This is a genomic window from Bacillus sp. KICET-3 (assembly GCF_033261025.1).
Classification (GTDB): domain Bacteria; phylum Bacillota; class Bacilli; order Bacillales; family Bacillaceae; genus Bacillus; species Bacillus sonorensis.
Genome location: NZ_CP137345.1, coordinates 1,707,604 through 1,729,632, shown reverse-complemented (window position 1 = coordinate 1,729,632; position 22,029 = coordinate 1,707,604). Strand labels below are relative to the sequence as shown.

19 protein-coding genes are annotated in these 22,029 nt (G+C 47.2%); all 19 read right to left on the bottom strand.

From position 1 onward, the window contains the following. Positions 1 to 360 precede the first annotated feature (360 nt). The 19 genes from ftsZ to R5H20_RS08675 all read right to left on the bottom strand — a co-directional run bounded on the left by ftsZ (position 361) and on the right by R5H20_RS08675 (position 21,989). Entirely contained in the window at positions 361 to 1,500 is a 1,140-nt protein-coding gene (gene ftsZ, locus R5H20_RS08765) for a cell division protein FtsZ (RefSeq protein WP_006638266.1), read from the bottom strand. Positions 1,501 to 1,534: 34 nt separating this feature from the next. Continuing rightward, positions 1,535 to 2,836 (bottom strand): cell division protein FtsA, encoded by a 1,302-nt coding sequence (gene ftsA / locus R5H20_RS08760; RefSeq protein ID WP_006638267.1) that lies wholly within the window; start codon positions 2,834 to 2,836, stop codon positions 1,535 to 1,537. A 167-nt stretch (positions 2,837 to 3,003) separates the two neighbouring features. Continuing rightward, positions 3,004 to 3,372: a small basic family protein gene (locus R5H20_RS08755; protein ID WP_006638268.1), complete on the bottom strand. Its 369-nt coding sequence runs from the start codon at positions 3,370 to 3,372 to the stop codon at positions 3,004 to 3,006. Next, a complete protein-coding gene (locus tag R5H20_RS08750) occupies positions 3,372 to 4,097 on the bottom strand; it encodes a DUF881 domain-containing protein (protein ID WP_006638269.1) in 726 nt (241 codons plus the stop codon). Before R5H20_RS08750 ends, R5H20_RS08755 begins: the two co-directional genes overlap by 1 nt. A 25-nt stretch (positions 4,098 to 4,122) precedes the next feature. Beyond that, on the bottom strand, positions 4,123 to 4,782 hold the full coding sequence (locus R5H20_RS08745; protein WP_373870199.1) for a DUF881 domain-containing protein: 660 nt from the start codon (positions 4,780 to 4,782) through the stop codon (positions 4,123 to 4,125). A 29-nt stretch (positions 4,783 to 4,811) separates the two neighbouring features. Continuing rightward, positions 4,812 to 5,603 (bottom strand): cell division protein FtsQ/DivIB, encoded by a 792-nt coding sequence (locus tag R5H20_RS08740; RefSeq protein WP_006638271.1) that lies wholly within the window; start codon positions 5,601 to 5,603, stop codon positions 4,812 to 4,814. A gap of 203 nt (positions 5,604 to 5,806) precedes the next feature. Then, on the bottom strand, positions 5,807 to 6,718 hold the full coding sequence (gene murB / locus R5H20_RS08735; protein ID WP_006638272.1) for a UDP-N-acetylmuramate dehydrogenase: 912 nt from the start codon (positions 6,716 to 6,718) through the stop codon (positions 5,807 to 5,809). Between the two features lie 24 nt (positions 6,719 to 6,742). After that, positions 6,743 to 7,843 (bottom strand): undecaprenyldiphospho-muramoylpentapeptide beta-N-acetylglucosaminyltransferase, encoded by a 1,101-nt coding sequence (gene murG / locus R5H20_RS08730; RefSeq protein ID WP_006638273.1) that lies wholly within the window; start codon positions 7,841 to 7,843, stop codon positions 6,743 to 6,745. Positions 7,844 to 7,921: 78 nt separating this feature from the next. Continuing rightward, positions 7,922 to 9,022 carry a stage V sporulation protein E gene (gene spoVE / locus R5H20_RS08725; RefSeq protein WP_006638274.1) on the bottom strand — a complete coding sequence of 367 codons (1,101 nt, stop codon included), beginning with the start codon at positions 9,020 to 9,022 and terminating at the stop codon, positions 7,922 to 7,924. Between the two features lie 56 nt (positions 9,023 to 9,078). Beyond that, positions 9,079 to 10,434, bottom strand: a complete 1,356-nt coding sequence (gene murD / locus R5H20_RS08720; RefSeq protein WP_006638275.1) for a UDP-N-acetylmuramoyl-L-alanine--D-glutamate ligase — start codon at positions 10,432 to 10,434, stop codon at positions 9,079 to 9,081. After that, positions 10,435 to 11,409 (bottom strand): phospho-N-acetylmuramoyl-pentapeptide-transferase, encoded by a 975-nt coding sequence (mraY, locus tag R5H20_RS08715; RefSeq protein WP_006638276.1) that lies wholly within the window; start codon positions 11,407 to 11,409, stop codon positions 10,435 to 10,437. A 133-nt stretch (positions 11,410 to 11,542) separates the two neighbouring features. Beyond that, positions 11,543 to 13,009 carry a UDP-N-acetylmuramoyl-L-alanyl-D-glutamate--2,6-diaminopimelate ligase gene (locus R5H20_RS08710; RefSeq protein ID WP_006638277.1) on the bottom strand — a complete coding sequence of 489 codons (1,467 nt, stop codon included), beginning with the start codon at positions 13,007 to 13,009 and terminating at the stop codon, positions 11,543 to 11,545. 210 nt (positions 13,010 to 13,219) lie between these two features. Further along, entirely contained in the window at positions 13,220 to 15,142 is a 1,923-nt protein-coding gene (locus tag R5H20_RS08705; protein WP_006638278.1) for a stage V sporulation protein D, read from the bottom strand. Between the two features lie 152 nt (positions 15,143 to 15,294). Further along, on the bottom strand, positions 15,295 to 17,445 hold the full coding sequence (locus R5H20_RS08700) for a penicillin-binding protein (protein ID WP_006638279.1): 2,151 nt from the start codon (positions 17,443 to 17,445) through the stop codon (positions 15,295 to 15,297). A gap of 6 nt (positions 17,446 to 17,451) precedes the next feature. Next, positions 17,452 to 17,808 carry a cell division protein FtsL gene (gene ftsL, locus R5H20_RS08695; protein ID WP_006638280.1) on the bottom strand — a complete coding sequence of 119 codons (357 nt, stop codon included), beginning with the start codon at positions 17,806 to 17,808 and terminating at the stop codon, positions 17,452 to 17,454. A 31-nt stretch (positions 17,809 to 17,839) separates the two neighbouring features. After that, entirely contained in the window at positions 17,840 to 18,778 is a 939-nt protein-coding gene (rsmH, locus tag R5H20_RS08690; RefSeq protein WP_006638281.1) for a 16S rRNA (cytosine(1402)-N(4))-methyltransferase RsmH, read from the bottom strand. 68 nt (positions 18,779 to 18,846) lie between these two features. Next, the gene (gene mraZ, locus R5H20_RS08685) at positions 18,847 to 19,278 is read right to left on the bottom strand and encodes a division/cell wall cluster transcriptional repressor MraZ (RefSeq protein WP_006638282.1); all 432 of its coding nucleotides are present in this window, start codon (positions 19,276 to 19,278) and stop codon (positions 18,847 to 18,849) included. A gap of 125 nt (positions 19,279 to 19,403) precedes the next feature. After that, positions 19,404 to 21,020: a bacillithiol biosynthesis cysteine-adding enzyme BshC gene (gene bshC / locus R5H20_RS08680; RefSeq protein ID WP_006638283.1), complete on the bottom strand. Its 1,617-nt coding sequence runs from the start codon at positions 21,018 to 21,020 to the stop codon at positions 19,404 to 19,406. Positions 21,021 to 21,104: 84 nt separating this feature from the next. Beyond that, on the bottom strand, positions 21,105 to 21,989 hold the full coding sequence (locus R5H20_RS08675; protein WP_006638284.1) for a 2-dehydropantoate 2-reductase: 885 nt from the start codon (positions 21,987 to 21,989) through the stop codon (positions 21,105 to 21,107). Positions 21,990 to 22,029: the final 40 nt, after the last annotated feature.

The following is a 22,029-nucleotide window of genomic DNA, read 5'->3' as shown; positions in this document are numbered from 1 at the left end:
CTCCTTTTGTGAATCGCGAAACGAGTCGCTTTTGCAGCTTCTTGCATTTCTATGTGTAGAAAAAAGAAGATATGTATAATGTAAAAGAAAAAACCTATAGATTTTGTCGACTTTTGTCATTTTTGTAGAATTGACATGTAAATTCATACTTTTTACATATACGCATGTTTAAAAATAGTTCGGTGTGCTGATGGGGATGACGACAAAAAGATGTCCTCCGGGACAAAAGAGTGAACGAAGAAGCTAGTCTGTCGTGCGGTGGATCAGGAGGATGGGAAGGCGCGGCCCGTTTATCGAACGGTTGCCTGATGTGCAACACATGAAAAGGCCGCCGATTAAAATCAGCAGCCTTTCTTATTCTTATCGTTTATTGCGGTTTCTCAAGAATGTCGGGATGTCCAGCGTATCCTCTGCAGGCTGTGATGGGCTGCGGTGAGGCATGCTTGGCTGTTGTTCTTCGCGCTTCGGTTCCCGCTTCGGAACGCTGTGATGCTGTTTTAAGCCTTGATTTAAAGGTCTGCTTTGCGGCTTTGCGGCATCTTGTTCCTGTTCAATAAAGCCGGTCGCAATTAAGGTAACAACAATTTCATCTTTTAGATTCTCATTAATGATTGATCCGAAAATCATGTTTACATCTTGATCTGATGCGGCGGCTACAATATCAGCTGCTTCCTGAACTTCATACAAACTTAAGTTTGATCCGCCCGTAATGTTCATAAGAACACCTTGTGCACCGTCAATCGCTGTTTCAAGTAACGGACTTGAGATAGCTTTTTTAGCGGCTTCGGCAGCGCGGTTTTCACCTGTGGCAACACCGATTCCCATCAATGCTGAACCTTTGTTTGACATGATGGTTTTCACATCGGCAAAGTCAAGGTTGATCAATCCAGGTGTCGCAATCAAGTCTGAAATACCCTGTACACCTTGGCGCAGGACGTTGTCCGCTTCACGGAACGCTTCAAGCATCGGCGTATTTTTGTCAACGATCTCAAGAAGTCTGTCATTCGGAATGACGATCAGGGTGTCGACGGCTTCTTTCATCGCTGTAATGCCGCCCGCAGCTTGAAGCTGTCTTTTTCTGCCTTCAAAAGTAAACGGTCTTGTCACGACGCCGACAGTGAGCGCGCCTAATTCTTTTGCAATCTGTGCGATGACCGGGGCAGCTCCTGTGCCTGTTCCGCCGCCCATTCCAGCCGTAACGAACACCATGTCTGCGCCTTTTAACGCCTCTTCAATCTGTTCTTTGCTTTCCTCTGCGGCTTTTTTGCCGACTTCCGGGTTGGCTCCCGCTCCAAGGCCCCGCGTCAGCTTCGCGCCGATCTGCATTTTCGTTTCTGCTTTGGATAGGTTAAGGGCTTGAGCATCCGTGTTGACCGCGATAAACTCGACTCCCTGTACGTCATTTTCTATCATCCGATTGACAGCATTGTTTCCGCCGCCACCTACTCCTATTACTTTAATCGATGCTAAGCCGTCTATATTTGTTTCAAACTCTAACATGCTAAATCCTCCTAATCCGTCGAATGACTAATCTCTATTCCCAAAAGAAGTTAAATATTTTTTTCATTTTGCTCGGCTTTTTCTCAGCTTGGGCCTGCTGCTGCTTTGATTTTGGTTTCGGACGCTGCTGCACTTCTTTTTGATGGGAAGCCGCGACTTCCTGAACCGCTTCCGCCGGCATTTTAAAACCTACTTTTCTGCCTTGGATTTTTGCGTTTCGGTATGCGAACTGAATGAGTCCGACCCCTGTCATGTATTGGGGTTCCCTTACACCGATATAGTTCGGGCTAGCCACTCTGACGTTATTTTGAAGAACATCCTGTGCGAGACTGAGGACACCCGGCATCCCCGCCTGTCCGCCCGTGAGTACAAATCCTCCCGGCAATTCTTTAATTCCCATGTTCCGCAGTTCCTCTGCCACAAACAAGAAGATTTCCTCGAGCCTGGCTTCGATAATGTCAGCCACTTCCCGCTGAGTGAACGTTTGTTTTTGGTCCGTCCCGATCACGGCGACCTCGAATGCTTCCTCTTCTGACGCTTCTTCATAGAAAGCATGTCCAAACTGTTTTTTCACCCGTTCAGCCTCATCAGTGGAGGTGCGGAGGCCGATCGATAGGTCCTTGGTAATGTTTTCGCCTCCCAAGGGAACGACGCGGGTCGCAAGAAGATGGCCGTTTTCAAAGACGGCGACAGTTGTCGATCCTCCGCCGATATCGATTAACGCCACCCCGAGGTTCTTTTCATCTTTTGATAATGCGACAGATCCGGCAGCCAACGGCTGCAGGCATATATCCATAATTTCAATTCCCGCCCGTTCTACACAGCGGAGCAGGTTATGTAGAATCGTTTTTGAACCGGTAATCAGCGATCCTTCAACTTCAAGGCGGACACCGAGCATCTTTTTCGGATCTGTTATATCGCCTCTTCCGTCAACGATAAACTGCCTCGGAATCACATCGACGATCAGCTGTTCAGGAGGGATGGACACGACTTGGGCCGCCTCCATGACCCGGCGCACATCTTCGACGTGGATTTCCTTGTTTTCGCTTGAAACCGCCACAACACCGTTCGTATCTTGAATATTGATATAGTTTCCGTTCACGCCGACAATGGCATGTCTCAGCGGAAAACCTATCATTCTTTCTGCTTGTTCAAACGCTTTTTTTATAGAATGAACCGTTTCATCTATATCAACGATTGATCCTTTTTTCAGCCCCTCTGAGGGAACATTTCCGACTCCGATAATGTTAAGCGACTCGTCCGACATTTCACCGACGATCACTTTTATATTGGACGTACCGATGTCTAGACTGACGTAAAGTTCATTGTTGTTCATTCTATGGCACCTCCTCACATTTCAGTCAATTCTATTCTATTATTTGCCGAACAACAATACAATGAATCTGGTTTTACAAGTGTGTAACAATACATAACGAACCAACACTCTGCTTTTTAGTTTTAGGATTACTGTGAATATTCGTTATATCCTATGTATATCCTCTTTTAAATCTGATTTTTTTTATTTTTTCTTCTTGATGCCGTCCATTTGGCGAGCAGTATTCTTCTGATGACGGCTATGTTTTGAAACAGCCTGACGCCAAATGCAAACATACCGACTAAGTACAAGTCTACACCAAGATGAACGCCCAGAAAAGCCAAACTTATCGCGAGAAGAATATTGAAGAAAAAGCCTGTCACAAAAACTAGTTCATCGTATATACTTTCTAAATGAGCCCTTATTCCTCCGATCAGCGTATCAAGTGATGCGAGAATGGCTAAGGACAAATAATTAGAGTACTCTTCCGGAATTGTAAAGTTCGTGGTGAACCCGATGGCAATTCCAAGCAAAAGACCTAAAACCGGAAGCCACATTAGGAATTCTCTCCTTTTGATTTTTCAAGCGGTTTCAATGGTTTGACTTGCATTGAACCTTCATAAGCTTTGATTTTGATACGTTTTTCAGGCTTTTTAATTTGCAAATCCAGATTCTCTCCCGCAAACAGATCTTGAAGGGTTGAAGCATTCATTCGGCTATATAGTTTATCGGCGTCTTTCCCGATGACTTTTACTGTTATCGGGTAGTTGTCCAATGGATAACCGTCTATTTTCGTCGTTCCGTTAATGTCCCTGATCACGGTCGTATTCACGACTCTCCTGTCGTTGATGGAAATGTCCTCTGCTTCGTACATGTTTAATTCATTGATCAGTTTTTTCAAAAGATCAGGAGGCGGGTTTTGAAGGGACTCTCCCGCTAATTCATCAGAAAACAGCCGGGAAATCGTAATCGTGATGCCGCTGCCGGTGACATCAGTAAAACCGGCCTGTTTTTTTAAATGCTGAAGCGTTTCATTCAGCGCTTTTGTCTGTGAATGGCCTTCTTCGCGGCTGTATGTGCCGAGCATTTTTTCATATTTATCGATCTCGCTGATCAGTTCAAGCTGCTTTTTCTGTTCCTTTTTTAAATCTTCGCGAATCTGCCATATGTCCCTCGTATCGCGGACCTCGGGCTCTTTCAGGGAATTAAACTGCACGGACAGCATAAGCCCGAATATGAGCATCAGAGCGCTTAAACCAATGAAACGATACTGTTTTTTCAAGATCCGCCCACCAACTTTTCACCTTTCATTCCCCTTGTTTTAAAAGAGGCTCCATCTCGATTTTATCTTGTTTCTCAATGCTGACTGACACATGGTCCCGGGTCAGCTGGTCAATCAGGCCGCCCGCTATGTTCAGCGCCGGCAAAAGCACGTCCGCTTCCCCGATCGCTGAAATGACAAACGGAGCCGGATGCTGAGTTCCGTCAACCGTGATGACCGGTCCGTTGCAGGAGATATAGGAATGATGCGTTACGCGTTGTCCGTTGATCGATACCGCGGCTGCGCCGGAGATCCAGAGCTCATTCAGCAGGCGGAAAATGTGGCTTTCGTGAACGATATAATTGTTTACATTCTCCCCTTCAGGCACATATGAGGAATCTTTCAGCGTGACTTCAATGCCTTCGCCCTGAACGCCGATTTCGCCGACATACATCCTGTATCTCTCAACATCTTCAAGAATATTGTAATATTCCTGTTTTTCGTTTTTGAGCGATGCTTCCGTTTTCCGAACTTCCTGCTGTTTCTTAAATAAATCTTTTTCCAGCGCTTTGTTTTGCTTTTCCTCTTTAATCAGCCTGTCGCGCAGGGAATATTCCTTTTTCCACTCCTCCGCGGTTTCCACGCGGTCTCTGTTTTCTTTTGCGAATTGGTATGAAAAAGCCAAAAGAAAGCCGAGAACGAGCATGGCCAGAGAGAGGTTGACTGTATGCCTCTTCAACGTTCCTCTTCCTTTTTATGGTCTTCGGACTTTTTTTTCAAAGATTCAAAGTATGCCGCGACTTCCAAATGGATGATGCCTTTTTCTCCTTTGGGAAGCTCCTTGACAATGGCGGGATAGTTCTCCATGTTTTTCGCAAATGTCTTGATCGAAGCCGTTACCATATAGCCGTCATTCATATACAGCCTGATAAGCCAAGGGTTTGATTTTTGAGGCGCGTAGTTGATCTCAGAAATCGATTTCTTTACGGAGTCAGGGAGTTTGTTCAGCTGTTTGGCCATTTGAATGAGCTTTTCGTTTTCCGGCCAGTCATTTAATATCGGCCCTTTGTCATTCGGGGTCACTTCTTCGGGAAGAACCGTCCCATTTTCAAGCACGGAATAATACACATGGTCTTTTTGTAAAAACGCAATACTTTTATATTCTTCGATGGAGATTTCAATTTTGTTGGGCAGTTTCTTGGAAACTTCGGCTTTTTTGACTAATTTATTTTTCTCAATCTTTTTTGCCGTTTTTTCTTTATTGAGGCTCCAGTATTCCGTCTGTCCTTTATAAATTTGGGACAGGGAAATGATGTCTTCTGCCGGAACGTTCCGGTTACCTTTAATCTCGACATTCGACACCTTGCTGATCGGCGTCTGAAGGTAGATGATGATCAGCATCATCGTAAAAAAAAGCAGGATGAAAGTGATCAGCCGGCGGTTTGCCTTTTGCTTTCTCTGTTCTTTGATTTTCGGAATCCGCTCTTCTATATTTACTACTTTTTCCTTATCAATACCGGGTTTCACGTTGGGCTCACCTCAGGTTCAATCAAGCAGACAAAAAACTTTTATTTGCTCTATTTTAGTTCGAAAAAAAGACGCGCGTCTCCAAATGGGACACGATGTCAGCTGCAAACAGAAAAACTTCCGTTAGTGAAACAAACGACATACTGAGGATGCCGTTTGTTTTTGTTCATTATATCATAAGGCTGGCTTGTTTCAGAGGGTGTTTATCGTTTTTCTCCGATGATTTCAACCTCTGTGTGCATATCGATATCATATTTTTCTTTAATCGTTTTTTGGATGTACGCAATCAAATCAAGAACATCTTTTGCGGTCGCCCCGCCAGCATTGACGATGAAGTTTCCATGCATTTCGGAAACCTTTGCCCCTCCGATCTGGTGGCCTTTCAGCCCCGCCTGTTCAACGAGCCGTCCGGCATGCTCAGGCAGAGGGTTTCTGAAAATGCTTCCCGCACAAGGGTTTGAGACGGGCTGTGTTTCTTTCCGGTAGTCTTTGTTTTTTTGCATTTGTGCGACGATCGCATCACGCTCTTTTTGTTCAAGCTTCAGAACCGCTTCGAGGCAAATCCCCGGCCGTTTATTTTGCAGGACAGACGTACGATAGCTAAACTCCATTTCTTCGTTCGTCAGCCATTCTGTTGTTCCGTCTTCAAAGAGAATCAGCGCTTTGACCAAAACCCGGCTGATGTCTGATCCGTGGGCGCCGGCATTCATATAAACGGCTCCGCCGACAGATCCCGGTATGCCTGAAGCAAATTCAAGGCCTGACAGCCCTTTTTTGCTGATGCCTGTAGACAGCCGTACAACAGAGTAACCCCCGCCGACCGTCACTTGCTCGCCATCGATTTCCATATGATCAAGTCCTGCTCCGAGTTTGATGACGACGCCCCTTATACCTTTATCAAGAACAAGCAGGTTTGAACCTCTGCCGATGGCCGTCCATTTGACGCCATGCTTTTTCACGACTTTCATCGTATCCCGAACCGCCTGAATGTCTTTCGGAACAACCAAAACATCGGCAGGACCTCCGATTTTAATCGTCGTATGGTTTGCGAGCGGTTCTTTTTCCAGAACTTTGCCAACTTGCAGCTCTTTTAATTCTTGTATTACCTTATCCATGGAAAACCTCCAAAATCTCTGTCATTATTTCGCTTGCTGTTTCAGCTCTTTTAATACTTCATACAAACGCTGGGCCGCGTCTGGAACACCGAGGGATTTTGTGCGTTCGCTCATCTCTTTTAATGTGTTGCCGTCTTGTAAAATATGATCGATCGCCTGAATAAGGCGCTCTCCATTAAGCTCTGATTCTTTTAAAACGACGGCGGCGTTCCGGTCGCCGAGCGATTTTGCGTTTACTTCCTGATGGTTGGCCGTGACATACGGGCTCGGAATCAGGACGCTCGGAATGCCGAGCGCGGTGATTTCCGCTATTGTCGTCGCACCGGCCCGCGCCACGATGACATCAAGCGCCTGTAAATACTCCGGCATTTGATGCAAAAACGGCTGAACGGACATATTTTCAGCCGCGCCCACTTTTTTCAGCTCTTCTATTACTTTATCATAGTGAACTTCCCCGGTAACATAAAGAACCTGATAATCCCGCGTCTTCAGCTCCCGCTGCATCTCGATGACAGCTTTGTTAATCGGAGCGGCGCCGCGGCTTCCTCCGAAAATGAGAACCGTTTTTTTGTCCTCCTGAAGCCCGAAAGACGTCAGTGACCTGGCCCCTTTTATAGAGACGACTTCAGACGCTCTCGGGTTTCCTGTGAATACAACTTTTTCTGCAGGAAAATGAGCTTTCGCTTCTTCAAAGCAAATCGCTACCTTATCAACATATTTGGATAAAAATTTATTGGTGAGCCCCGGCAGGCTGTTCTGCTCGTGAATGATCGTCGGAATTCCCAATTTTGAAGCGGCATACACAACAGGTCCGCATACATAGCCGCCCGTTCCGATCACCGCATCAGGCTTAAATCGCTTTAATTCTTTCTTGCACTCTCTGACACCTTTTAAAAAGCGCATTACGGTTTTGACGTTTTCAAATGAAAGCTTTCTTTTAAAGCCCGTGATTTCAATCGCTTTAAACGGGATGTTTTCCCGCTCGACGATATTTTTCTCCAGGCCCTTTTCTGTTCCGATATATAAAAATTCCACGTCAGGATGATGCTGTTTGACTTCTTTTATGAATGCAAGGGCGGGATAAATGTGTCCGCCCGTACCGCCTCCGCTTACAACGATCCGCATCTGTCTTCCCCCTTATTTCTTATGTACATGACGATAACCCTGCTTTAGGCACAGGGTTATCCGGCAAAACGATTTTGACTAGTATCTAGAATATCTGCTGACATTCAGCAGAACACCGACCGCCATCAGCATCAGGGTGAGTGACGATCCCCCGTAGCTCAAGAACGGCAGGGTAATGCCTGTCACAGGAATCAATCCGGTCACAACTCCAATATTGATCATCACCTGAATCGCGATCATGGAGATGACGCCGACAGCGACAAAGCTGCCGTATAAATCAGGCGCGCCCAATGCGATTCTGATGCCTCTCCATAAAAGAATGCTGAAGAGCAATAAAATCAGCGATCCTCCGATAAATCCGAGTTCTTCCGAAAGAATAGCAAAAATAAAGTCCGTCTGCGGCTCAGGAAGATAAAAGAATTTTTGTCTGCTTTGGCCGAGTCCGAGGCCAAAAAGTCCCCCTGGACCGACCGCATAAAGCGACTGAATGATTTGAAAGCCGCTCCCTAAAGGATCTTCCCAAGGATTTAAGTAAGAGGTGATCCTTTTAATCCGGTACGGAGCCGACAGGACAAGAGCGGCAAATCCGCTGAGGCCGATCAGGCCGAGAAACACAAAATGCGAAATTCTCGCCCCGGCCACAAAGATCATAATGATGCATGTGCCGACCATAACCGTTCCTGTCCCAAGGTCCGGCTGCATCATGATGATGAAAAAAGCGGAAAAGACGATGCCGAGCGCCGGCACAAAGCCCTTCCTGAACGATGTGATGTTTTTCTGCCTTTCAGATAGAAACTTGGCTAAAAATGCGATCATCGCAAGCTTCATGAATTCGGACGGCTGGATGCTGAATGCGCCGACGCCGATCCAGCTCCGCGATCCGTTCCGTTCCATGCCGATTCCCGGAATCAGAACGATGACAAGCAGGAAGAAACAGACGATGATCAGCACCTTCGCCCAAGTCCTCCATGTCCAATAGTCGACGTTCATGATGAAAAACATGGCGATGACCCCGATGCCGGCAAACAACAGCTGCCGTTTGGCAAAGAAAAAGGAATCGTCATATTTGTATGTCGCCCATACCGCACTGGCGCTGTATACCATGATGAGCCCGATTGTTAACAATAATAACGTAATGATAACCAGTAAAAAATCCGGTGACGTTTTTTTCGTTTGCAAAGCCGAACACCCCAAGCTTCATTTCTTTGGGGCTAAGACCGTTGAAGACAAGCCCCTTATTTAAGCATATGCACGGCGTTTACAAACATGTCACCACGTTCTTCAAATGTTTTGTACTGATCCCAGCTTGCGCATGCCGGTGACAGAAGAATGACATCTCCTTCATCTGACAGGCTGAACGCCGCAAATGCTGCTTGTTCAACATTATCGACATGTTTCACCTGTTGTATTCCCATTTCTTCAGCGAGCTTCTCGAACTTCGGAGCTGTTTCGCCAAATGTGATGATCGCTTTGACAAAGGACATATGCGGCTTTAATTCATCGAATTCATTTCCGCGGTCAAGCCCCCCGGCGAGCAGGATCACCGGCTTTTGAAAGGAAGAGAGCGCCTTTTTTGTCGCCAGGATGTTTGTCGCTTTGCTGTCATTATAAAACAATCTGTTTTTGATCGTCGCCACATATTGCATTCTGTGCTTGACCCCTGTAAAGGTCGTCAGCACCTGGCGGACGGCTTGATCAGAAACTCCCGCCGTCTTGACGATGCAAAGCGCGGCCAATATATTTTCCAGATTATGCTCGCCAGGCAGCACGACGTCTTTCAGCGGCATCACCTGCTGATCATTGAACATGATCATGCCGTCTTTGACGCAGGCTCCGCGCTCCAGCACCTGGCGGACAGAGAAGCAGACCTTTTCCGCTTTTGAACACTCGGCGAGCCGGACGACGGTCTCATCATCCAAATTGACAACGGCAACGTCTGTTTCCGCTTGATTTCGGTATATTTGCTGCTTGGCAAGCTCGTAATTCTCACGCGAATGGTGATAATCAAGATGGGCGTCAAATACGTTTAATAATAACCCGATTTTGGGCCTGAACCGATAGGTCCCCATCAGCTGAAAGGATGAAAGCTCTGTGACGATCCATTCATCCCCTTTCGCCAGGTTGGCCACTTCGCTTGCCGCCGTTCCGATATTTCCCGCAACCAGCGCTTTTTTTGAATCGGCTTTCAGCATTTCATAAACAAGCGTTGTTGTTGTCGTCTTGCCGTTGGAGCCCGTAATGCCGATAAACGGCGCATCTGTCAGATGGTAGGCAAGCTCTACCTCAGTCCAGACGGGGATGTTCCTTTTCAGCGCTTCTTCGACCATCACATTTTCATAGCGGATACCCGGATTTTTGATCAGAATGTCGATGGAATGGAGGTCGAACAGCTCTGTCGGGTGGGAGCCGCAGATGATTTCAACCCCTTTTCCGGCGAGAATTTGCGCCGGCTCGTTTTCTTCAAAAGGCTTTTGATCGTTCACCACGACGTGAACGCCTTTTTCATGCAGGATCGAAGCAGCCGCATATCCGCTTTTTGCCAGTCCTAATACAAGGACGTTTTGATTTTGTAATCGATCTTGAGTATCCACTTATAACCACACCTCGATGTAAATTCCTAAGACGGCAAGCAGAAGACCCGCTGTCCAAAATGTAACGACAACTCTCCACTCCGACCAGCCCACAAGCTCATAATGGTGATGAAGCGGGCTCATTTTAAAAATTCTTTTTCCTGTCGTTTTAAAAGAGATCACCTGCAAAATGACAGACAGGGTTTCAATGACGAATACGCCGCCGATGATGACCAGCAGGATCTCCAGTTTTGTTAAAATCGCAATCGTCACGATCGCGCCGCCGAGGGCAAGAGAGCCTGTATCTCCCATAAAGACCTTAGCGGGATGGGCGTTAAATACAAGGAATCCCAAAACAGCGCCGACAACGGCAACCGAGAAAATCGCGACATCGTATTGCGACTGGTTCCAGGCCAAAATCGCAAATGCTCCAAACGCAATCGCAGCAGTACCCGACAAAAGCCCGTCAAGCCCGTCTGTCAGATTGACGGCGTTTGAGCCTCCGACAAGCATGAAGATGACAAGGATCAGATAAGCCCAGCCGAAATCAAACGAAATGTCAGTGCCCGGAATCCGGATGTAAGTCGGCAATCCCTGTGCATAGTAGACCGCGTAAAACACGACAGCAATGACAATTTGTCCGATCAGCTTCTGCTTTGATGTAAGACCAAGGTTCCGCTTCATGACAACCTTTATATAATCATCCAAAAAGCCGAGCAGACCGTATCCAACCGTAACAAACAGCAGCAGAAACATATTCATGCTGGCTTCGGAAAATTTGAATGTCATTACGACCGTTGTGACGATAATCGATAAAATGATCATCACACCGCCCATTGTCGGTGTGCCCGATTTTTTTTGGTGGGACTTCGGCCCTTCCTCACGGATGCTTTGGCCGAATTTCAGCCTTCTTAAAAACGGGATGAATATCGGAGATAAAAGAACGCTGATTAAAAAGCCCAATAAGATGGTAAACAATATGACTTGTTCAAGCATGGTTCTCATCTCCTTCCCGCATGTTTAAGAAGCAGCATACGCATTTATCATATTCACTGTTTTTTCTCATATGTTGATTTATTTTGAACGCATCCATCACTTTAACAACTCTTTCCTCTATTTCTTTTTCAGTTTATTTCAATTCAAGAATGGCTCTTCTCGCCACTTCGGCATCATCAAAATCAAAGGTTTGTCCGCCGATCTGCTGATAGGTTTCATGGCCCTTTCCGGCGATGAGGACGACATCGCCTTTTTTGGCGTTGGCGATGGCGAAAAAGATCGCCTGTTCGCGATTGACGATGCTGTGGTAATACGACCCTTTTACGCCTTCTTCCATGTCATGCAGAATGGCGAGCGGGTCCTCGCTTCTCGGATTATCGGCCGTAAAGATCGGTTCATCCGCCAATTCGGCGGCGATCTTCGCCATTTTCGGGCGCTTAGTCTTATCGCGGTCGCCCCCGCAGCCGACGACGACAAACAGTTTTCCTTCTGTCAGGCCTCTGCACGTGTTCAGGACATTTTCAAGGCTGTCCGGTGTGTGGGCGTAGTCGACGATCACCGGAAAATCCTGTCCGGCATCAACCAGCTCAAATCTTCCCCTGACGCCTTGCAGTCCTTTAATCGCTTCGACAATCACGTCAAACGGTATGTCTGCGGCAAAGCCGATCGCCGCCGCTGTCAGCACGTTATATACATTAAACCGGCCGACGAGCGGAATCGTCACCCGTTCCGTTCCCTTTGGCGTCACAAGATCAAAGGTTGTCCCTTTCGGAGCCATCTCGATATGTTTCGCCATAATATCGGCGGAGTTGGAAATTCCGTATGTCAGCAGATGGGCTGACGTCACCTGGGCAAAATATTCGGAAGCGGGGTCATCGGCATTTAAAACGGCCCACTTCGGATTTTCGTGGTTAAAAGCACCGCCGAGCTGGGAGAAAAGAAGGCTTTTCGCATGCTTATACTCTTCCATTGTCTGATGATAGTCGAGGTGATCCTGCGTCAGATTGGTAAACGCGGCGATATCGTAATCACAGCCGTGTACCCGGCCCATATGAAGAGCGTGTGAAGAAACTTCCATGATGGCTGTATCCACGTTTTGGTCAACCATTTTTTTGAATGTTTTTTGAAGAGTGACGCTTTCAGGCGTCGTATTTTTCACGTCAAATATCTCATTATTGATTTTCATATACATCGTGCCGATCAGGCCCGTCCGGCTTCCCGCTTTTCTGAAAATCTCTTCGGCCATGTGGGACGTCGATGTTTTCCCGTTTGTACCGGTGATGCCGACAAGCTTGAGCTGCTTGGTCGGCTGGCCGTAAAAGGCATCAGATAAAACAGCAAGCGCTCTCTTCGTATGGCGGACGATGATTACGGGAACATCCGCGTCGACTTCCCTTTCGGCCACGATCGCCGCCGCTCCTCTCTCAGCAGCCTGCCGGGCATATTCGTGCCCGTCGACCGTGTATCCTTTTATACAAACAAAAAGACTCCCTGTTTTGACTTCCCTGGAGTCCATCTCAATTGAAGTAATGTCAGGGTCTTCTTGGCCGTTATAGGAAGGTTCGTTTTTTAAATATGTAAGAAGCTTTGTCAATTTCATCGTATCAAACCTCTCGAGTTCTATTCGTTCTAAATCAGTATCCTGTGATTTCGGTTCGTTGCTGCACGGACTTCATGCAGGCATACAGTTCATATTTTAGCGTAAAAAAGAGGAGACATCCAGCTAATCCTGCAAAATCTATATATTTTTTAATATAGGAAAAACGGGCAACCGGTTGAGAGCCGGCTGCCGTTTTCGCCTATCATCATATCAGTCTTGATCGTCTAGATATATGCGGATCGTTGAACCTTCTTTTACCTTCTCACCCGGTTTTGGAGATTGCTGAACGACGACGTCCCCTTCTCCCGATGCTTTCAGGTTGAGGTTGATGAGCAAAGGCTCAAGCTCTGTCACAGACAGCCCTATAAGGTTCGGGACTTCCACCAATTTTTTGTCCAGCCACTGGTATTTGCGTTCGATTTGATTTTTCCGCTTTTCAATCCCGAGCTGCGGGAGGCTGTCTCTCATAATATTGCCGACGATCGGAGCCGCTACAGTCCCCCCGAATTGAATCGTCCCTTTCGGGTTATCGACGGCGACGTAAACGACGATGCTTGGATCGTCAGAAGGCGCCGTGCCGATAAATGAAACGATATGGTTGTTTTTTAAGTATTTTCCGTCCTTTACTTTTTGCGCCGTCCCCGTTTTTCCGCCTACACGATAGCCGTCGACATACGCGTTCCGCCCCGTCCCTTGGGCGACGACGCTCTCAAGCGCATAGCGGATTTGCTTGGATGTTTCTTCAGAAATCACTTTCTTTTTAGGCAACGGCGTCTGTTGTTTGACGGTTTGTTTTGTGACCGGATCGATCCATTCTTTGGCGATATAAGGCGTGTACAAGGTTCCTCCATTCACCGCTGCCGAGACGGCCGCCACCTGTTGAATCGGCGTGACCGATACCCCCTGTCCGAATGCGGTTGTCGCCTGTTCAACAGGGCCCACGCGGTCAAGCGGGAATAAAATGCCTGTTCCTTCTCCCTGAAGGTCGATTCCGGTTTTTTTGCCAAATCCGAAATCTTTAATATAGCTGAACAGCTTTTCCTTGCCGAGCCGCTGGCCGAGCTCGACAAAGCCGGGGTTGCAGGAATTTTGGACGACTTCCAGAAAAGACTGTGAGCCGTGTCCGCCCCGCTTCCAGCATTTCAGCCGGGCTCCGTCGACCTCAACTGACCCTTTATCATAGAAATGGTCTTTTTGCAGATTGACTTTCTGTTCTTCCAAAGCCGCCGCAAGCGTAATAATCTTGAATGTCGATCCGGGCTCGTATGTGCTCCATACAGGCAAATTACGGTTATAGATTTTGGGATCGATTGATTTATAGTTAGCCGGATCAAAATCAGGCCTGCTCACCATCGCCAGAATCTCTCCGTTCTTCGGGTTCATCGCCACGCCGACCATCCCGTCCGGATTGTACTTGGCTTCCGCGATATCAAACTCCCGCTCCATGATCGTCTGCACCTTTGTATCGATCGTCAGCTTCATATCAAGGCCGTCTTTCGGAGGGGTATAGTCATCGGCTTCCCCCGGCATCCGCTTTCCCTTTGCATCAGAGTAAAACTTCACATAGCCTTTTTCGCCTTTCAGCTCCTTATCATAAAAAGCTTCAAGTCCAAGAAGACCCTGGTTGTCAATCCCCGCAAAGCCCAGGACATGGGACAGATAGCTGCCGAACGGATAGTGGCGAATGCTGTCCTCCGCGATATAGACGCCTTTTAAATTCAAATCCCTGACTTCTTTTGCTTTCTCATGGGAAATTTTCCGTCCCTCCGGATTGATTCTTTCAATCGATGTTTTTTTCGTGACGTGTTTGTAGGCTTTTTCTTCCGACATATTTAAAACATTGGCCAACAGCTTGCTCGTTTTGATGGGGTTTTCGACCTGCTTCGGAACGACCAAAACCGACGGCGCGCTTTGATTCGTCGCAAGCTTGACCCCATTTCGGTCAAGAATCTCCCCTCTTTCCGGTTCAAAGGGAAGGTTCCGGCTCCACGAGTCCTTTGCCAGGGACGTCAGCTTATCCCCCAGCACAAACTGGACATATCCGAGTCTTGTATCGATAATCAAAAAGATGACCACGCCAAAAACCAGAACGAATAATAAACGTTTTCTGACTGTCACATTAGAAACGCGCAAGAGACCGTTCACTCCTTATATGGGCTTGTTTCAGTTTATGCCCCGGAGCTGTTTGATAGAACGGCCGTGTAATCTCTAATTTCGGGCAAGCATCAGAGGCGCAAGGCAATATAGAAGGCCATCGACTTTTGCCGACAGCCTTCCGATCTGTTTTAAGAGTTTTTCAATTTGACTTTTATCACCGTATTGGTTTTTACCTTCTTGCCTTTCTTTACGCTTTGGCTTGTCACATAGCCCTCTCCGTTCGTTTCAATGTGAATGCCCGCCATCGAACCGAATCGGAGGACATCGCGCTTCGACCAGCCTGTCATATCTGGCATCGCAATGTTTCCGTCTGTCTTCAGAAAGACCCGCTCATTCGGCAGCACGGCTTCGCCTGCTTTCGGATACTGGTCTTTCACGGCCATTCCGTCGCCGATCGTGACCGGATCGAGGCCTTCTTCTTTTGCCTCTTTCACCGCAGACTCTGTGCGTTTGTCTGTCATATCAGGCATTGTCATTTGCTCGTCCTGCTCTTTTCCGTCGTCCTTCTTGCTGCTGGACGGCGTAATATTTAAATAGTGAAGACTGTTTTTCATGACTGGATTGAAGATCTTTGACACAGGTTCAGACCCTGTTTCTGTATCCTTCAGCTTCGGCTGCTGGACAGCGACATAGACCAAAAGCTCGGGGTCGTTCTTCGGCGCCATTCCCATGAAGGAGAACACATAGTTTTCCCGGCCGGTTAAATACTTGCCGTCAGGACCGGCAATTTGCGCCGTTCCCGTTTTTCCGGCGACATCGAATCCTTCGATTTGATACGGCCGTCCCGTTCCTTTTTTGGAAGTGACGACGTTTCCAAGCAGGTCGCGCACTTCTTTTGCCGTTTTTGCAGAAATCGGCTGGCCGACTTTTTTTGGTTTGTTTTGTAAGACCGTTTTATTGCTGTCCGGATCGACGACATGATCGATTACATACGGCTTCATCATCTTTCCGTTGTTGGCAACCGCCGTGGCGGCCTGAAGCTGCTGGATCGGGGTAACGGCCGATGCCTGTCCGTACGCGGTTGATACTTTGTCGCGCTGATATTCGAAATTGATTTTACTCGATGCTTCCCCAGGCAAGTCAATGCCTGTTTTATCATAGAAGTGGAACTTTCTTAAATACTGGTTAAAGCGGTCTGTTCCAAGCTTCTCATTGGCTAGGATGGCAAAGGCGACGTTTGAGGAGCGTTCAACACCTTCATTAAATGTGATCGGCCCCCAGCCGTTGCCGTTGTTGTGGTCTTTAATCGGTTTATCTTTTTTGGAAACCGAGTATGTCCCAGACTTGTAAGATTCTCCGCCGTTGTAGACGCCTTCTTCGATCGCGGCCGCCAGGGTGAAGATTTTCATCGTTGAACCCGGCTCAAAGCTGTAGGAGATCAGGTCATTGTAATAGTTGGTGACATCGCGCTTATTCGGATCAAAGCTCGGTCTTTGCCCCATGGCAAGCACTTTGCCCGTTTTCGGATCGACGACCGCCGCCATGATTTTTTTCGGCTGATACTCCTTTTGAACCGTCGTCATGCTGTCTTCCAAAAAGGCTTGAATCTTCTGGTCGATCGTCAAATATACATTGTCGCCGTTATCGGGCGCTTTCACCTTCTCCCCGCTGTTTGGCAGCCGCCACCCCGTCCTGTCGGTGTCATATGACATGTATCCATCCGTTTCTTTCAAATAGCTGTTCAACGTTTTTTCAAGGCCCATCATGCCTTGCATTTCCTTCGTTTTTTCGTTGATCTGCGAATAGCCGATCAGGTTTGAGGCGAAGATTCCGTTCGGATAATACCGTTTTGTATCGCGGATAAAGGCGATGCCCGGGAGGTTGAGCTTTTCGATTTTTTCTTTTTGGCTGTACGAAATATCGCGTCCGGCCGCACCAAACTCGACCTGAAACCCTTTTTTATTGAGAATGTCAAGCATTTCCCCCTCGTCCATGCCAAGAATCGGCGCGAGTTTTTTGGCCGTCTCTTCTTTATTGACGACGTGCTGCGGGTGTTTCTTATCGACGGTCATATTTTTATCCAGAATCGCGACAACCTTGTAAGTCGAGGTGTCTTCTGCCAGAACCTTCCCGTTTTGGTCAAGAATCGATCCTCTGTGCGCTTCGATCGTCCGTTTTTTTTCATACTGCTCCTTCGCCTTGACGGCAAGGACTTCGCCGTTTACTTTGCCTGTCGCTTGAATAAAGGCGAATCTTCCTAAAATGACAAAGAAAAAGAGGGCAAAACAAATACTGAGTATTGCCGCTCCTCTGTTCATGAATTTATTCTTTTTCGGCATTATGCATCATTCCTGTATGGTTTTCACTTTTTTATTCGTTAAATTAAGCCCTTTTTTCCGTGCGGTATCCATGATCCGTTCAGGTTCCTTCAGCTCATCTGCCGTCTTTTTGAGGTCATCAACTCTATTGCCTTCCGTTTCAACCTTTTTTTCGAGTTTTTGAATTTCAATATTGGTCTGATATGCGGCGAAAGCTCTTGAAATCATAAAGAGCGAACCGCCGAGAACAGCCAGGGCGAACAGGACGATCAGTACCTTTTCCCCCAATGTAATCGATGCCCTTCTCCGGATGACAACGGATTTTTCCGGACTTTGCTGTGTCTGTCTTTGCTGTTTTTCCGCTTGATAAGCTAAATTGCTCATAGACTGATGACCTCCTTTTTATTCGTACAGCTTATTCTCGTGCTTTTTCCGCGATGCGCAGCTTCGCTGACCGCGCGCGGTTATTGTTTTCAAGCTCCTCTTTTGAAGGAGTGATCGGTTTTTTATTCACCAATTTTAATTTCGGTTCAAACTCCTTGGGGATCACCGGCAATCCATGAGGCAGTTCAGGAAGTGAAGACAATTCTTTGAACGTCGTTTTACAGATCCGGTCTTCCAGCGAGTGGAATGTGATGACCGAGACCCTACCGCCCGGCTTTACCACATCGACCGCCTGTAAAAGCGCTTCTTCAAATACTTTCAGCTCGTCATTTACCGCAATCCGAATCGCCTGAAAAATCCGTTTGGCTGGATGGCCGCCGCTTCGTCTTGCAGGCGCGGGAATTGCTTCTTTTATGATATCGACAAGCTGCCCTGTCGTTTGAATAGCCGATTTCCCTCTTGCCTCTTCAATTTTCCTGGCAATCTGTTTGCTGAACTTTTCTTCGCCGTATTTGAAGAAAATCTTCACCAGATCCTCATAGCGCCACTCATTGACGACCTCTTTGGCCGAGAGACCCGCCGATTGGTCCATCCGCATATCAAGCGGAGCATCATGATGGTAGCTGAATCCCCTTTCGGGCGTGTCCAGCTGAGGAGATGAGACGCCTAAATCAAATAAAACACCGTCCACCTGGAAAATGCCGATTTCGTTTAGACGGTCTTTTAAATACCGAAAATTACTTTTTATGAACGTTACTTGTCCTTCATAACCCGCCAGTTTTTCCTTTGCGTGGCGGAGTGCGGTTTCGTCCTGGTCAAAAGCGATTAATCTGCCGTCCTTTGACAGCTGTGAAAGCAAATATGCGCTGTGGCCCGCACCGCCTAATGTACAGTCTACATATGTACCGTCAGCTTTTACGTTTAAACCATCAACTGTTTCTTTTAATAGTACTGTTTTATGCTGAAACATGTTTTTAAAAGTCCCACCTTTTCTTCAAATGAACTGATTGCAGAAACGCTGTCTCGCGCAAAGATTCATTATATATCAAAGCCGATCATGTTTTCAGCAATTTCGGCAAACGAATCTTCCTGCTCTTCTACATATTGTTCCCAAATCTCTTTGCTCCACAATTCAATTCGATTTGAAACTCCGATGACCACGCATTCCTTTTCAAGCTTTGCGTAGCTTAACAGCGGCGATGCAATGTTGATTCTGCCCTGCTTGTCCAGCTCGCATTCGGTGGCTCCGGAGAAAAAAAAGCGGGTAAAAGCGCGTGCATCTTTCTTTGTGAGAGGAAGAGCCTTCAGTTTTTCTTCGATGAGCTTCCATTCGGACATGGGATAGCCAAACAGGCATTGATCAAGCCCTCTCGTCAGTACAAACTGGTCGCCGAGGCCTTCTCTGAATTTTGCCGGAACGATCATGCGGCCTTTGGAATCAATCGTATGCTGGTATTCACCCATAAACATGATCTCGGCCCCCACCTTCCATCCTTAACTCACCACTATCCACCACTTCTCTCCACAAATTCATTTTACACTGTTTTAGAACAAAAAAAAACCCTGAACTAGTCAAGGTTTTTTAAAAAATTATTTCAAAGTTTGACAACTTGATGCATATTTTGAAATGAATATGGTAATTTTTTGTAGTTTTCCAAGAAATCAGGGCCGTATTTGTTCAAATAATACATGATATTCCAAATTCTCTCCTGAGGAGCGCCCAACGGCCTGATGCTCGTTTGAATTTTGTCAAAATCGCGCAGAATGTTGTTTTCTCTTTCTTCGATTTTCCTGATGACCGCCCTTTCCAGAAATGAAAGCTGATCCTGAATAAAGCCGGCATTTTTCTTTAAAAGCGGCTCAAGGCTGCGGTCAATTTCGAGCGCTTCTGACCGGACGGCGGAATGAATGCTGTCAATTTGTTCTTTCGCCTGTTTTACAGCATCGGCGAAATCCGCCGGAACCCTGCTGTCGAAAAACTCTTCTTTTTTGGCGGCAGCTCCCTTTTCGATCGATTCCCTCAGTTCAACGCCGCGCTCTGCCAGCTTCTTTTCAATATGCCGTTCTAAAATCGTGATTGACAGCCTCGGGACAACAGGCGGCATTTTAAAGCCCATCACCTGGAAAGCCGATTTCAGCTCTCCCCAATAGTTGATTTCTCCGGGTCCTGCGATAAACGCCAATGTCGGAAGAAGAAATTCCTGCATTAATGGCCTTGTCACGACATTATTGCTGAAGGCTTCCGGCTGTTCGCCGATCAGATCATACAGCTCAGGCTTCGTCCACTCGAGATCAAGCTCCTTCACGACAAAGGCTTCACCCTTTTTCTCGATCAAAAACCGCTCCCCGTCATGTTCATAAAATATATTCGCATGCTGCGCCGCCCCTTCAATGATCGGGGAGTAGCCCATTTCTTTCATGAGCGCCTGCTGATGCTTTACGGCCTCTGCCAGCTCATCATTATTTTTCAGCAACTCCTGAAAAAAACGGACTTCAAGAGACCTTAGTTCAGGATCTCCCGAATTCAGGAGGACGAGCCCGTCATGCTGGAACAGATCGGCAACGATGTACTCAAAAAAATCGGCAAAGGATGAAGACTGCCGCATACATCGCTTCAATTTGGAGAGAAGGCCGTTTGTGTATTCGGTCTCCTCAAAAGAAGCGAATACCCCGTTCAGCCATTGTTCGGCTTTGCCGGCATCAAGCTCCGTTTTAGCCGCCTGGCTTTTCTTCCAATGAGGCTGTGTGAGCTTGTGTTTTTTCACTTTTCCGCTGTCTGAAATATAGAGGTGATTGATCTCTTCCAAGTCGTGATCTTCCCCCGCCACCCAAAAAACAGGCACGACAGGTACATTCAGCTCTTGTTCTTTTTGTTTCGCAAACACGAGGATCGATATAATTTTATGTATGGTGTAAAGAGGTCCTGTTAAAAGGCCCGCCTGCTGCCCCCCGACAACGGCGACACTGGCGGGATCGCGCAGACGCTCGATTGCCCCGTTCATCTTTTTTGACTGAAATTTGCTGTGGTAATTGAGCAAGTAGTCGGCTAAGGCGCCGCGGTCATATGTCCGGGAGGAAAGATCGCACAACCGGACTTCCCAATCTTCTCTGTTTAAGCCGTAATCAAAAAACGGCCCGACATCCTTTTTTCCATCTATATAGTCTCGCACAAAAGGGTTTTGACTTTTTATGGAAAGTTCAGTAAGCTGCATCTTTCGAACTTCCTTTCTCCAGTAAATAGTTAGCTTTCCGAAAAGAGTATAGCACGTTCGGCGAATTGGTCAAAAGATTTAGCTTCATTCCTTTTCCAGCGCCTTGATGCTGTCATATAAAAAGGCGAGGTGGGGAGCTCTCTCCCCCGATTCTTCCGCCCGTTTCAACAAATAGCCCATAATGGCATCCGCTTCCGTTTTTCTCCCGGCAAGGACATCCGCCAGCATCGAGGATGTATTCCTCTTTGTCTGTCGGCAGACCGAAAGAACATTTTCCCATGATGCCTGCCGGTCTTCAATTGCTAAAATCCGGCTCGCTTCTTCAAATACGAGCCTCATAAATGATAAATATGCCGGCTGTTCAATCAGCTTCCCGTTTTCCACCCGCAAAAGAGCCGTCATCGGATTGACGCAGGCGTTAACAATCAATTTCCCGGCAAGCATGTCATGCCAATCTTCCCGCCAAATGAACGGAAAAGCTGTATGAACAGACGCAAGCTCTTTTTCAAGCTGATCAGGCGGTGAAGCCGTTTTAAACGCAGCCCATTTGACCGCTCCTTTTCCGGTGTGGCGAACTGTGCAGTCATCTTCCCTGACGGCGCCGTGTTCCACCGATCCGACATATATGTCCGATCCGGCATCCCGCCTCTCAAGCACGGGAATGTGACCCATCCCGTTTTGCAAAAACATGACATTACGGGGAGCGGCGCGCTCTACATCAGGTAAAACGGCTCCAAGCTGATGCTCTTTCACCGCGACAAAAAGCAGATCATACCCCGCATCCGGTTTCACTTCCGCTTCAGTTTTGGCGATATGTTCTTCTCCGTCTGTCAAAAGACGGATTCCGTTTCGCCGGATGGCCTCCGCCTGCTCTTTTCTTCTCGTGATGACCGTCACTTGATGGCGGAACGAAAAATAGTACGCAAAAAGAAGCCCGACTGAGCCTCCTCCAATCACTCCGATTCTCAAATCCTCACATCCTGCTGTTTTTTATATACTGTATATCATA